12 protein-coding genes are annotated in these 14,052 nt (G+C 33.3%); 10 read left to right on the forward strand and 2 right to left on the reverse strand.

The features are described from left to right. On the forward strand, positions 1-828 hold an 828-nt coding region (locus tag RYK07_RS03800; protein ID WP_314852475.1), incomplete at its 5' end, for a DUF2785 domain-containing protein. A 327-nt stretch (positions 829-1,155) separates the two neighbouring features. Here RYK07_RS03800 and RYK07_RS03805 read toward each other — a convergent pair. Beyond that, on the reverse strand, positions 1,156-2,331 hold the full coding sequence (locus RYK07_RS03805; protein ID WP_314852476.1) for a GTP-binding protein: 1,176 nt from the start codon (positions 2,329-2,331) through the stop codon (positions 1,156-1,158). Positions 2,332-2,508: 177 nt separating this feature from the next. Here RYK07_RS03805 and RYK07_RS03810 point away from each other — a divergent pair, with 177 nt between their 5' ends. The 5 genes from RYK07_RS03810 (at position 2,509) to RYK07_RS03830 (ending at position 7,618) form a co-directional block, all read left to right on the forward strand. Continuing rightward, a complete protein-coding gene (locus RYK07_RS03810) occupies positions 2,509-3,366 on the forward strand; it encodes a methyltransferase domain-containing protein (protein ID WP_314852477.1) in 858 nt (285 codons plus the stop codon). Positions 3,367-3,382: 16 nt separating this feature from the next. Next, entirely contained in the window at positions 3,383-4,738 is a 1,356-nt protein-coding gene (locus RYK07_RS03815) for a hypothetical protein (RefSeq protein WP_314852478.1), read from the forward strand. A gap of 130 nt (positions 4,739-4,868) precedes the next feature. Next, positions 4,869-5,318 carry a MarR family transcriptional regulator gene (locus RYK07_RS03820; RefSeq protein ID WP_314852479.1) on the forward strand — a complete coding sequence of 150 codons (450 nt, stop codon included), beginning with the start codon at positions 4,869-4,871 and terminating at the stop codon, positions 5,316-5,318. Positions 5,319-5,373: 55 nt separating this feature from the next. Further along, positions 5,374-6,105, forward strand: coding sequence for an ABC transporter ATP-binding protein (locus RYK07_RS03825; protein WP_314852480.1), 732 nt, complete (start codon positions 5,374-5,376; stop codon positions 6,103-6,105). Further along, positions 6,098-7,618, forward strand: a complete 1,521-nt coding sequence (locus RYK07_RS03830; RefSeq protein ID WP_314852481.1) for an ABC transporter permease/substrate-binding protein — start codon at positions 6,098-6,100, stop codon at positions 7,616-7,618. The genes RYK07_RS03825 and RYK07_RS03830 overlap by 8 nt, the downstream gene beginning before the upstream one ends. 112 nt (positions 7,619-7,730) lie before the next feature. On the opposite strand, the gene RYK07_RS03835 is transcribed toward RYK07_RS03830, so the two are convergent. Then, complete coding sequence (locus RYK07_RS03835) at positions 7,731-8,291, reverse strand: TetR/AcrR family transcriptional regulator (RefSeq protein ID WP_314852482.1); 561 nt, start codon at positions 8,289-8,291, stop codon at positions 7,731-7,733. 129 nt (positions 8,292-8,420) lie between these two features. Between RYK07_RS03835 and RYK07_RS03840 the strand changes: the two genes are divergently transcribed. The 4 genes from RYK07_RS03840 to RYK07_RS03855 all read left to right on the forward strand — a co-directional run bounded on the left by RYK07_RS03840 (position 8,421) and on the right by RYK07_RS03855 (position 14,046). Beyond that, positions 8,421-11,072 (forward strand): YhgE/Pip domain-containing protein, encoded by a 2,652-nt coding sequence (locus tag RYK07_RS03840; RefSeq protein WP_314852483.1) that lies wholly within the window; start codon positions 8,421-8,423, stop codon positions 11,070-11,072. Between the two features lie 275 nt (positions 11,073-11,347). Beyond that, a complete protein-coding gene (locus RYK07_RS03845) occupies positions 11,348-13,279 on the forward strand; it encodes a PTS sugar transporter subunit IIA (RefSeq protein ID WP_314852484.1) in 1,932 nt (643 codons plus the stop codon). 12 nt (positions 13,280-13,291) lie between these two features. Next, entirely contained in the window at positions 13,292-13,771 is a 480-nt protein-coding gene (locus RYK07_RS03850; protein WP_314255919.1) for a PTS sugar transporter subunit IIA, read from the forward strand. Then, positions 13,768-14,046: a PTS sugar transporter subunit IIB gene (locus tag RYK07_RS03855; RefSeq protein ID WP_314112220.1), complete on the forward strand. Its 279-nt coding sequence runs from the start codon at positions 13,768-13,770 to the stop codon at positions 14,044-14,046. The genes RYK07_RS03850 and RYK07_RS03855 overlap by 4 nt, the downstream gene beginning before the upstream one ends. Positions 14,047-14,052 lie beyond the last annotated feature (6 nt).

A 14,052-nucleotide genomic window follows, 5' to 3' on the forward strand; every position in this document is an offset into this window, starting at 1 on the left:
GAGGTGAATATCATGTTAGAACAAGAAATGATTTCTCAGTTAAAAATAAAACAAGGGAATAAATTAGCATTAACACAAGAAGAGTTAGAATGGTTATGGGAGAATATCGGAAATCCGAATCCAGAAATTCGTGATGACTTAGTTTTTAATTTATTTGGACAATTTATTTTTGAACAACTGATAACAAGAGAACAATTACGTTGGCTGATTGAAAAAATGAATGTCACGAATCCTTTGGAGTATAGAATAGAAGAGACCGGTAGTGTAACAGCCTATCGTTCATTCTCAGCACTTGTCATGGGAATGATTTTACAAGTTGATGGGGATCAAACAAGTGGATATGACTCTTGTTTAACAAATTCAGAGAGAGTTACGTGGATGCAAAATGGAATTGGTTATTTGAAAAGAGAAAAAGACAGAATGGGATATGATGAGAAGTTAGGATGGGTACATGCATTTGCTCATGGTGCCGATTTATTAGGAACCATTATTTCTCATCCGAATTGTACTCAAGAATATGTAGTAGAAGCATTAGAAGTCATTAGCGATATTTTTCAAAAGAGTCAACAACCATTTATAGATGAAGAAGAAAAAAGATTAGGATTAGCAATCTTTTTTGGAATAGAGTCTGGAAATCTTTCTCAAAAACTTTTGTGTGAGTGGATGAAAAAGCAAAGATTTGAAGAATTAAATGGAAGCCGTGAAAGTTATTATCGTTTAGCAATGTATAAAAGTTTTTTAGCGGCCATCTATTTTAGATTGGAGTCTTTAAACCTTTGGGAAAATTCTTTGAAAGAGGAAATGATGATTATTCTCCAAGAATATTAAAAAAACCACCGACACAGCGGTCGGTGGAAAAAAGGATTTTGAAATATTTAACTTGGGAGGATAATATTTCTTATTTGGGAATGACTAAAGTATAGAGTGCAATTTTGAAAATTATATGAATACTCCAATAAGAAAGTGAGAAGAAATGTGAAAAAATAAAACAGACAAAAACATTTCTCCGTAGCAAAAGTAATATAAGCCTTCAGCTTATATTACTGGGAAAAATCGAGCCTGAGGCTCGATTTTTAGCCATGAGACAGCATTGCTGGCTGCTGGCGACCATGCTACGGCTAGGAATGTTTTTTCTGTTTTATTTTCTTACGCTTATTATTTATTTGTACAAGCGACAAAGCTTTCTCTTAATGTATCTTCTGGCAAGTTTTTACCAATAAACACTAAAGTCGACTTACGTTCTGTATCATTCCAATCACGTCCACGAGAAATATCAAAGCTCATTTGAACCCCTTGGAAAATGATTTGATAATCTAAACCTTCTACGCTTAAAATCCCTTTATAACGATATAATTCAGGTCCATAAATATAAACTAATTCATTCAACCATTCGTTAATATGAGCTAAAACAAGAGGTTTCTCTGTTTCAATGACAAATGAATTAATACCGCTGTGGTGGTGATGTTTGTGATGATGATGTCCATGATGGTGATGATCATGGTCGTGATCGTGGTCGTGGTGATGTTCTTCATCATGATGGTGGTGATCGTGATCGTGTTCACCGTGTGCATGAGCATGACCGCATTCTTCGCAGTGTTCTTCATCGTGATGATGGTGGTGATCATGTTCGCCATGAGCATGAGTGTGTCCACATGCTTCACAATATTCTTCTTCAGAATTTTCTTGCATTTCTAAAATTTTCTTTTCAGAAGCATAGAATAATTCAAGGCCAAACATATCTTTCATTTCAACTGGACGAGCATCTAAATCTTGAATTTCTGCAAAAGGATTGATAGAACGAACTTCGTTAATCACTTTTGCATAAATTGTATCGTCTACTAAACTATGTTTAGACATAAAGATTTTGTCTGCAAAACCAACTTGTTTTGCTGGTTCAGTTTGATGAGTGGTTTGATATAAGAAATTTTTTGAATCGACAACTGTTAAAACAGCGTCTAAAATAAAATGTTCATTTAAAAATGGTACATTGATAAATGTTTGAGCAATTGGTGCAGGATCTGCTAAACCAGTTGTTTCAAATAATACACGGTCTACTTTAATACCGTTTTGTTCTTTGACCATTAAAATAGATTTTAACATGTCTGCAATATCTGTACGAAGAGTACAACATAGACATCCATTATCCATTTGATAAATTTCTTCTTCTACATCTAAGACGAATTGGTGGTCGACACCAATTTCTCCAAATTCGTTAATAACTACGGCAATATGTTCGCCATGTTTTTCTTTTAATACTTTGTTAATGAGCGTTGTTTTACCTGCTCCTAAAAATCCGCTGACAATGGTTACTGGAATTTTACTACTCATCATGATTTCCTCCATTCATGTAATTAAATCGGGATAATTACGATTCTATTCTATTGTATCATTGCAGGAAAAAATGTCAAAATAAAAAATCGGTTATTTTGATGGAGAAAGAAAATCAAACAGAAAAGTAATTTTATGGTATACTGACAATTGAGAATAAATGGAGCAGGAGTGTGGATGATGCAAAAGAAAATCGACTGGAGTCGAGACTTTATACAAAAACATCAACATTTATTTGCATGTCCCTACTGTCATGCAGCTATTGAAACAATAGATGGGTATAGTATGGTTTGTACGAATCGTCATCGTTTTGATATTAATAAAAAAGGAACGCTCCATTTGATGAAACAAAAAGCGAATGAGGATTATGATGCAAAGTTATTTATGCATCGTTATGAATTAGCGCAGAGTGGTTTCTTCAATCCGCTATTAGACGAAGTTTTGTCACGGATTCCAAAACAGGAGAATAAACTGATTGTTGATATTGGTTGTGGAGAAGGAAGCCCACTTGCTTATTTATCGTCATTTTTAGAAGATATTCCTTTATTAGGGATGGATATTGCTAAGGAAGGAATTTTGGCTGCTAGTCATCATCACTCTCAAAAAGCTTTGTGGATTGTGGCAGATTTAGCGCAGCTGCCTTTCGGGGATGAATCCTGTGGCACGCTTATCAATATGTTAACTCCTTCGAATTATAAGGAGTTCAACCGTGTGCTAGCACCAGGAGGAACATTCATTAAAATTATTCCTGGAAGTAACTATTTAATTGAATTAAGACAACAATTATATAAAAGTAATGAAGAAAAACAACACTATTCGAATGAGGATATTGTAGAACGGTTTAAACAAGAATATTCATCGATGAAGATGGAAGAAGTTTCATATCAAGTAAAACTGACTACAGAAATGTATGAACACTTATTACAAATGACTCCTTTATATTGGGGATCTAGTAAAGAAGATCAAGAATATAGTAAAAATCATCCATTAGAAACGATAACGGTTCATTTATGGATATTAGTTGGAGAAAAGAATTAACGACGGAGGAACGAAAATGGGATTAAAAGATTTATTTAAAAAACAAGAAACAGAAGAAACAGCACAAGAAAAACCAGCATTCAAACTAGGAGTAGAGGATGTTTATAAAATTAGTGATGACTCACTAGACCTAGTAGTAACAGGAAATCTTGAAGGAACATTAAAAGTAGGGGACTTTGTTTGGTTGACAAACCTTGGAGATGACAATGGAACTGTCACAACTTCTGCGATTTACGCAATGGAAAATGCTCAGCGAGAAAAAGTGTTTGAAGTAACTAATGAACCAGTGGCTCTTTGGTTAGAAGATGCAATGCCTTTAGGCATTAAAAAAGGAACTGTATTACACGAAGAAGGTGCCGACAAGGAAGAAATCTATAAAACATTTGTCAATACATTAGGAAATGTCTTTGTGGGACGTCAAGAAGGTGTTTTAACACAAAGAGATATTGATACATTAAGCTTAGCAGATTTATCAGAAATTGCACGTGTATTTTTACTATACTGTCATATGAATGCTTCACAAGAAATACCAGAAGAGCATGCTGCAAATGTCGGCAAAATTGAACAATTAATGATTGCTGTGCGTGATAAATTACTACAAGCAGATGAGTTAGTAACTGTGTATTCTAAAAAAACAGAAGAACCTTATTTATTCTCTCAAACACAACAAAGAGAAGAAGGTGGATTCATTTGTAGTTCGCCAATGATTTTCATTGCTCCAGTAGCGTATGAAGAAAGATTAGCGTCTCGATTTGCAGACACAGAAATTTTTGAATTACGTCGTATTCAAAAAGGAGAAGATGGAAAAGGAATTGAGAATTTCTTCTTAGAAACGTTCTACCAAAACGGAGCTACAGGAGTCCATCTTGTAACAGAACAAACATCTCTTGCAGCAGAAGGAATTATTGCTGCACCTGATTATACAGGAGTAGCAGAAGAAGATATTCCTGTTACAAATCCTGATGCCATGAGATGGATCTTGTTATTAGGACAATTAGGATTTCCGCAGACAGAAGAACAAAAAATTATGCACGGATTATACTATCGATTCTTATGCTTAGAATTACCAAAAGCAAAATTCTTAACACCAATTAAATTAGAAAATGCAGATCCAAATGCACAAATTGATTTACAATCTGGAGAGAAATTAAATGTTGCCATTTTACCAGGGAAAGATGAAAAAGAAGCAATGGTCTTCTATACAGATTGGAAGAGATTGAGACAAATTTATGATGAAAGCTGGAGTGGAATGATTCAGACTTTATCTCAAGTAACAAAAGCTTTCGATGTAGTGATTAACCCATCTGAAAATCCTGCTCTAGGTTGTTATGTCAATGATGAAATGTTTGAAGAAATGAAAAAAGTAGATTAATGAATCGAAGAGGAGTGTTCGAGTACGAACGCTCTTCTTTTTTATAAAGTTTCTACATAGAAGTAATTGACAAAGTGAGCAAAAAGGAATATAGTTCTATATAGAAACAAAAAGAAAGGAGATGAATGTCATGGGGGCTAGAAAGAATGGGGGATATTTAATTCACCATATTCGTTTATTGAATGGAAGACTTTATCAAAAGTTATTAAGTAAAGAACCGGATGCACTTTTTAGAAGTGAACAAGGGAAGATAATGTCTGTTTTATGGAATGATACGGAAGGGTATATTACCTGTTCAGAATTGAGCTGTAGAACAGGACTAGCAAATAACACATTAACGAGTATGTTAAAACAATTAGAAAAACAAGGTTTAGTGTGCATGGAAGATTGTCCGAAAGATAAACGTAGAAAATATGTGAACTTAACGGAATTAGGAAAATCTCAAAAAGAAATCGGAGAAAGAGTTAGCAGAGCGTTAGGAGAAATCTTCTATGCAGGATTTAAGGAAGAAGAAATTGTTCAAGTAGAGAACTATTTAAATCGAATTTTGCAAAATTTAAAAGATGGAGAACTGGAGTAAAATTAGAGGAGCTGTTTGTTGATACAATCTGCTTTTACTAAAAGGGGGAGTTAAAATGATTGAATACAAAAATGTAGCATTGCGCTACGCAGAAAAAACTGTCTTAAAAGATGTTAATTTACGCATTGAAGACGGTGAATTTATGGTTTTAGTGGGACCATCGGGTTCAGGGAAAACGACGATGATGAAAATGATTAACCAATTAATCGAACCAACAGATGGAAATATTTACTTGAATGACAAGCGTATTAAAGATCATAATCAACGAGAATTACGATTAGAAACAGGCTATGTCTTGCAACAAATTGCACTTTTTCCAAATTTAACGGTAGCAGAAAATATTGCCTTAATTCCTGAGATGAAAGGTTGGAAAAAAGAACAAATTCAAGAGCAAACAAAGGTGTTATTAGAGAAAGTTGGACTTTCTTTTGAAGATTACGCGCATCGTTATCCAAAAGAATTATCTGGAGGAGAACAACAACGAGTAGGGATTGTTCGAGCAATTATTGCGACTCCGAAAATATTATTAATGGACGAACCTTTCTCAGCATTAGATGCGATTAGCCGTAAACAATTACAAGATTTAACGAAACAATTGCATCAAGAATTTAAGATGACAACTTTATTTGTTACACATGATACAGATGAAGCTGTAAAATTAGCCGATCGAATTGCTGTGTTAAAAGATGGAGAAATTGTCCAAGTAGACACTCCTTACGAAATTCAAACAAATCCGGCTAATGCATTCGTTAAAGAATTATTTAAAGGGGGAGAACATCATGAATGAATTCATTCGAACTTTTCAAGAGAGAAATAGTGAATGGATGTTAGCTCTTGGACAACACCTTCAACTGTCGTTATTAGCGTTATTATTAGCAGTAGTAATTGCTATTCCTGTTGCAGTATTAGTGAGTCCATCGAAAAAGATTTCTGGATTTTTATTACAAATTGCAGGGATTATTCAAACATTACCATCTTTAGCGTTAATTGGATTATTTATTCCGTTTATGGGGATTGGAACATTGCCAGCCTTAACGACTTTAGTGTTATATGCTTTATTCCCAATTTTGCAAAATACAATTACAGGACTTCAAGGAATTGATGAAAGTCTTGTTGAAGCAGGGATTGCTTTTGGGATGACAAAAGTAGAACGTCTTAAAAAATTTGAAATTGCATTAGCAATGCCTGTCATTATGTCAGGAATTCGTACCGCAGCTGTATTCATTATTGGAACAGCGACTTTAGCCGCGTTAATTGGTGCAGGAGGATTAGGAAGCTTTATTTTATTAGGAATTGACCGAAATAATTCAAGTCTTATCTTGATTGGAGCGATTTCTGCGGCGATTTTAGCCATTTTATTCAACTTCTTATTAAAATGGATGGAAACTGCAAAATTAAGAACGATTTTGGCAGCATTTTTAGTCTTGATTATTGGCTTAGGAACTTCCTATGCTCCAACAATTGCTAAAATGCAAACATCAGATAAGCTAGTTATCGCAGGAAAATTAGGACCAGAACCTGAAATTTTGATGAATATGTATAAATTATTAATCGAAGATCAAACGAAATTAAAAGTTGAAGTGAAGCCAAACTTCGGGAAGACGAATTTCTTATATGAAGCATTGAAAAAGGGAGATATTGATATTTACCCAGAATTTTCAGGAACCATTACAGAAAGTTTATTGAAAAATAAACCAAAAGTTAGTCATGAACCTGAAGAAGTGTATGAAGTAGCTCGTAAAGGGATTTTAGAACAAGATGGTTTTGTATTCTTAAAACCAATGGCGTATCAAAATACTTATGCCGTTGCTGTGCCAAAATCATTAGCTGAAGCTGAAAATTTAACAAAAATTTCTGATTTGAAAAAAGTGAATCGTCCATTAAAAGCTGGATTTACCTTAGAATTTAATGATCGTGAAGACGGAAATAAAGGATTGCAAAGTATGTATGGTTTACAATTGGATGTAGCTACCATGGAACCTGCATTACGTTACCAAGCGATTCAATCTGGTGATATCCAAGTAACAGATGCTTATTCAACAGATGCAGAAATTTCACGTTACCAATTGAAAGTATTAGAGGATGATAAACAATTATTCCCACCTTATCAAGGGGCTCCTCTAATGAAACAAGAATTGTTGAAAAAACATCCTGAATTAGAAGGGATTTTAAATCAATTAGCTGGTAAAATTTCTGAAGAAGAAATGAGCCAAATGAACTTTGAAGTAGGGGCAAACGGAAGATCTGCTGAAGACGTTGCTAGAGAGTATTTAGTGAAGATTAATCTTTTGAAAAAGTAAGAAAGACAAGAGAAAAATCTTTTTGTTTGTGAGTCTCATGGGGAACTTTCGTTACAAAAAATTATAAATGTTAAAAACGCATGAATCGTAAGCGTACGATTCATGCGTTTTTCTATTTTTTTGAGAAAACTTCGCTGACGGCATTTGTTAGTGGGAATAAAAAGTCTGTTATTTCTTGAGGGCTTTCTTTTTTACCGTGAGCAATCCATATTTGACAAACACCAAATAGTGCATTGGCTAAATAAACGCCACAATATTCTAAATCTGTTTCATTTAACGGGCGATTTGCAGAGCGTGTTAAAATATCTGTTTTTAGTAAAATAAGCAATTTATTGCGAAGGAAATTTTGAATTTCTTTTGTCCCGTTTTCAGATAATAGGGCTGCTAATAGTGGTTCAGACTGTAAATATTCAAACACTTCTAAAATAGCTTGTTGTTTATGGTTAGCATATTTCCCAAATATATATTCTAGCGTATGAAATAGTCTACTTTGATAGTGATCAATCATGTCGTACTTATCTTTGTAATGCGTATAAAAACTTGAACGACTGATTCCAGCTGTTTCAGCTAATTTTACCGTACTAATTTGATCGAAAGGTTGTTCTGTTAGTAATTGTACCATGGCATTTTCAATAGCTTGTTTTGTTTTTTGTCGTTTATTACTCTCTGTCATAATGTCTCCTTTATGCACATTTTTATACACTGTGTCTAAAAATGAATTTTATTACTTGATATCTTTTTTTACTGATGTATAATCTATTTTATCAAAAATTAGACAGTATGTACAGAAAAGAGGAGTTATATGTTTAGAGAGTGGAAAGCCATTTTGAAAAAACCAACTTTCATTATTGTGATGATAGGAATTGCACTGATTCCTGCCTTATATAACATTATATTTTTATCTTCTATGTGGGATCCATATGGAAAGTTATCTGAATTACCAGTAGCGGTTGTGAATAAAGACCAGGCTGCTTCGTATAATGGAGAGTCGATGAATATTGGCGAAGATATGGTTTCGAATTTGAAAGATAATGATGCGTTGAATTTTCATTTTGTAACAGAAGAAGAAGGGGTAGAAGGACTAGAAAATGGGACTTATTATATGGTTGTGACATTACCTAGTGATTTATCCCAAAAAGCTGCATCGATTTTAACGAATCATCCAGAACAAATGAACATTGATTATCAAACTTCTAGTGGGCATAGTTTTATTGCTAGTAAAATGAGTGATTCAGCAATGGTTCAATTAAAGCAAACTGTTGCGAAAAACGTGACAGAAACTTATACAAAAGCTTTATTTGAAAAAATGGGTACTTTAAAAGATGGAATGGAACAAGCTTCGCAAGGAAGTCAAACTCTTGCTTCAGGTTCCAATCAATTAAAAGAGGGAAGCCAACAATTAGCTGATAATCTACAAACTTTAGCTCAATCAAGTGTTACTTTTTCAAATGGAGCAGAGCAATTTACGAGTGGATTAACGACTTATACAGATGCCGTTAAAAAAATCGATTCAGGTGTAGCAAGCTTCCATAATGGATTGCTAACTTACACAGGAGCTGTATCTCAGTTAGATAATGGTTTAAATCAATTATCTTCTAAAACTCCAGAATTAGCATCTGGAATCCAACAATTAAACGACGGGGTTCAAGCGTATGCTGGAGGAGTTGTAAAACTAGACTCTGGGTTGAATCAATTATCTAGTGGAGTTCAAGCATACACTTCTGGAGTAGATAGCTTATCTTCAGGGGCAAGTCAATTGGCAGGGCAATCAGATACTTTGCGAAATGGAGTTCAACAATTGAACCAAGGAATTCAGCAATTATCGAGTCAATTAGAGGCGTCTGCACAAAAGAGTAGTCAAGTTTCTCAATTGGCAGCTGGATTAGATCAATTAAATCAAGCCATTCAATCAGCGAATGCAACTGAAAGTACAGCATTAATGGGTGAAGTAACGAATGCTTTATCTACAATTGCTGCTTCAGCACAAAGTGTAATGGTGAATAGTCAAGCTTCTCAACAAGCTGCATTAACAGCCATTCAATCAACCAATGCTTATAGCACTTTAAGTGCGGAACAACAAGCAGAATTAACAGCAGCTGTATCGAATCAAACGAATACGAGTGCACAATCTGCAAAAGAAATTTTATCGACAATTCAAGCATTAAAAGGGAATTTGGAACATGCAAAATCTCAAGCGGAGAGTGTCGCTAAATTACAATCTGCAGCAGGACAAGTGTTGCCATTAGCATCTTCTTCATTAACACAATTATCAGGAGGAATTGGAACACTACAAGCTGCAGTCAGTCAACAACTTGTTCCAGCAAGTCAAGCAATTCAAAGCGGTGTTGGTGCTTATACAAGTGGAGTGGATAAAGTAGCACAAGGAGCTAATACTTTAAGTTCTAAAAACAGTACTTTAAACGGTAGTGTGAGTCAGTTAGCATCAGGTTCTTCTCAATTAGCCCAAAAATCTTCTACGTTAACTTCTGGAGTTGGACAATTAGCACAAAAAGCTCCTGAACTAGTCGCAGGGATTGAAAAAATTTCTTCTGGAAGTAATCAGTTAAACCAAAAATCTTCAGAATTAGTATCTGGAATCACTACCTTACAATCTGGAACAAGCCAGTTAAATCAAAAATCTGAACAACTTCTTTCAGGTTCTTCTAAATTAACAGATGGATCACAAAAAATTGCAGAAGGTTCAGAAAAACTTGCTGATGGAGGAAATACCCTTTCAGCTGGATTGGAAACTTTATATGGTGGAGTGACTACTTTAAGTACAGGATTAATGGATGCCAATGAACAATTAGCATTAGCTTCGACAGAAGAAACAAATGCGAAAACTTTATCTAATCCATTGGCATTATCAAAAACAGATCATGATGTCGTAGCAGTCAATGGGATTGCAATGGCTCCATATATGATTTCTGTTGCATTATTTGTGGCAGCATTATCAACGAATATGATTTTTGCAAAACTTCCATCTGGAAGACATCCAGAAACACGTTGGGCTTGGTTTAAAGCTCGATTCGAAATTAATGGAATGATTGCTGTATTAGCAGGAATACTTGTTTATGGTGGAGTACACATGATTGGATTAACAGCAGTCCATGAAATGAAAACTCTAGTTCTTATTCTATTAGCAAGTGTCACATTTATGGCAATGGTAACGGCATTAACAACATGGAATTCTCGTGTGGGAGCATTCTTCTCATTAATACTCTTATTATTACAATTAGCCTCAAGTGCAGGAACTTATCCTCTTGCATTGACGAATGATTTCTTCAAGAGTATTAACCCATGGCTTCCAATGAGTTATTCAGTATCAGGATTACGACAAACGATTTCGATGGCAGGAACGATTCAGGAACAGGTTGTATTCTTAATTGTTACATTAGTCATCTTTATGGGGTTAGGCGTGATGGCGTATCGACCTGGTTTAGGGGAAGAGTAGAATTTAGGATGAATTAACGACTTTTACTGTTAGATTTTTTCTAATAGTTAAAAGTCGTTTTTATATTTTGATTTACAAATTTGATGGAAGGTATTGATTAAGAAGGGATAAAGTAGGAAAATAATAGGAAATAAATTCTGCATTTCTATAATTGAAATTTGTAATTTGATGAGTGGAAAATAAAACTTCCACAATGTTCTGGAAAAAAGTTGACTTAATATATTTTTGCAAGCGGTTTAAAATGGAAATGTGGAAATAGTTGGAGGGTGATTTTAATGAATAATAGACAGGTGGATCTATTGAATCGGTTAATTCAAGAAAACGAGCCTGTTACAGGGAAGGTGTTAGCTCAACAGTATTTAGTTTCCACTAAAACGATTTACAATGATATTTCAGTAATTAATCAATATTTAAAAGCTTTTTCTTCAGAAATAAAGAAAAAACCTAGTACGGGGATTTATATTGAAATAGATGAAAAATACAAAGAACAATTGAAGAAAACTTTTCAAACTTCACAAAAGACGAATAAGCAAAATGAAGAGTATAAACTATTATCTACATTTATGCTAAAAAATGAAGTTGATATTTTAGATTGTTCAATTGAAAACTTCACGAGTGAATCTACTATAAGAAGAGAAGTTCATGAATTGGAAAAAGAAATTAATAAGAATGGAATCAAATTGATTAAACATCAAGGGAAAATTTCATTGGATGGTTTGGAAGATAATATTAGAAAATTCTTTCGTAACAAGCTGTTAAGTGGATTAATTCATTTTAATTTAACAGGATTATCGAATTATGGATGTATTAATCAGAATAGAGTTCAAGAAATTATTCAAATTATGAATCATTTGTTAGAAAAATATAAATTTTCAGTTTGTTATGAATATCGTCATTACTTATTAATGGACTTGATTATTTTCGATATTCGTTGGAAAAACGGCTATTTTATAGAACAGCAAAATGATTTAGATAGTAATAACCCAAAAATTATTGAAACTTATTTATTAGCTAGAGATTTATTGAATGAAGTTTCTGGAAAAGAAGTTGCCGAGAAAGAAATCATTTCTCTTTCTCAGAGCTTAATTACTATTGGAAATTATGAAAATACTTATTTAGAGTCCAATGCTCAAATTGAGAAAACAGTCGATGAATTTATAGCCTTAGTTGGTGAGTTAGCGGGTATTCATTTTGAGCAAGACGATTATTTACGAGGAATGTTAATCAATCATATCCCAGCAATGATTATGAGATTGCGAAATAAAATTCATTTGAAGAGTGATTTGATGGAAGAAATTAAGTACCAGTATGGAGTCTTGTATAACTTTGTTTGGTTATCAGGAAAAGTTTTTAAGAATAATTTTAACGTTGAATTAACAGATAATGAAGCAGCGCTTTTAACCATACATTTGGAGATATCAGTAGAAAAGATAAAAAAACCAATGAATATCTATGTGATATGCCCTCATAGTTTAGCAACATCGGAATTATTATTGAATCAAGTTAGAAAAATAACAGGTCAATACGAACATATTCATAAAGTTGAGTATTCCAAAGCAAGCTCTTTAGATATTAGCATAAACGACTTAGTGATTAGTTCTGTGGAATTAAAGAATGTGTCGTTTCCTTACATTCATGTTGGAACGATTATGAAAGAAGATGATTTACTAAAAATCCAAAGAAAATTTTTAGCCAATACAATGGAGCAAACACAATATAACTTTTTAACGAAAAATGATGAAGAATATACGAATCGACTTATAAAAAAATTACTTGGAAAATCAGTATATATCAGAGAAAAAGTAAGCAGTGTGGAAAAGTGTTTATCAAAGATTATTCAATTGGCTAATGAGAAAAATCTTGAAAATATAAAATTTGAAAAGACTATACGACATAGAGAAAATTTAGGAATTACAAGTACTTATACAGGTATAGCACTTCCTCATGCAAATCCAAAAGAGGTTCAAACTAGTGAACTGATTATGATGACATTAGAGAAACCAATCTATTGGGGACAAAATTTAATTAAAGTCGTAATGTTAATTGCAATTGCAGAAAAGGAATTAGAGTTTTATAAAGATGCTTTAAAAGTTATTTATTCTAAGATTGATAGTTCTTCTTATATACAGAACTTATGGAAGAGCGAAGATTATGAGAGTTTTATGACGGCATTATTTTCAGAAGCTAACTTTGAATCAATTTTATAAGGAGTGAAAAAGATGACAATTATATCACAGTTAGTCAATAAACAATTAATTAATTTAGAAGGAGTGGGTGAAAACCAAAAAGATTTATTACAGCAATTATCAAAAACTTTGTTTGATAAAGGGTTTGTAACTGATGGATTTGCAACTGCAATTGTGGAAAGAGAGGAGGAATTTCCAACAGGATTGAGATTAGAAAAAACAGCAGTAGCAATTCCGCATACGTATAGTGAGTATGTGAAAAAACCGTTTATTTACATTGTAAAATTATCAAAACCTATAACTTTTATTCAGATGGGGACATCAGATGAAGAGGTTCCTGTAAATTTTGTAATTGTATTAGGAATTTCTGAGCCAAAAAATCAAACAGGTTTGTTAGTCGAACTAATGAATATTTTTGGACAAGATGAATTTATTACAAAATTACAAAACGCAAAATCTGAAGAAGAAGTTTATCAATTATTTGTAACAGTAGAAATGGAGGAAGAGTTATGAAAAAATTAATTGTTGCATGTGGATCAGGAGTGGCTACTTCTCAAACAGTAGCATCAAAAGTTGAAAGATTATTAAAAGAAGCTAACGTACCTTGTGAAATTGAAGCTGTAGATATGAAGGCATTAGAAACGCATTTGAAATCAGCAGACGGATATATTTCAATCGTTAAAGCAAAAAAAGATTATGGTGTTCCAGTATTTAATGGAATTGCATTTTTAACAGGAATGGGTCAAAAACAAGAGTTACAAAAAATTATTGATTTTTTAAATAGTTAGGAGGAA

Source organism: uncultured Granulicatella sp., assembly GCF_963528315.1.
Lineage (GTDB): Bacteria > Bacillota > Bacilli > Lactobacillales > Aerococcaceae > Granulicatella.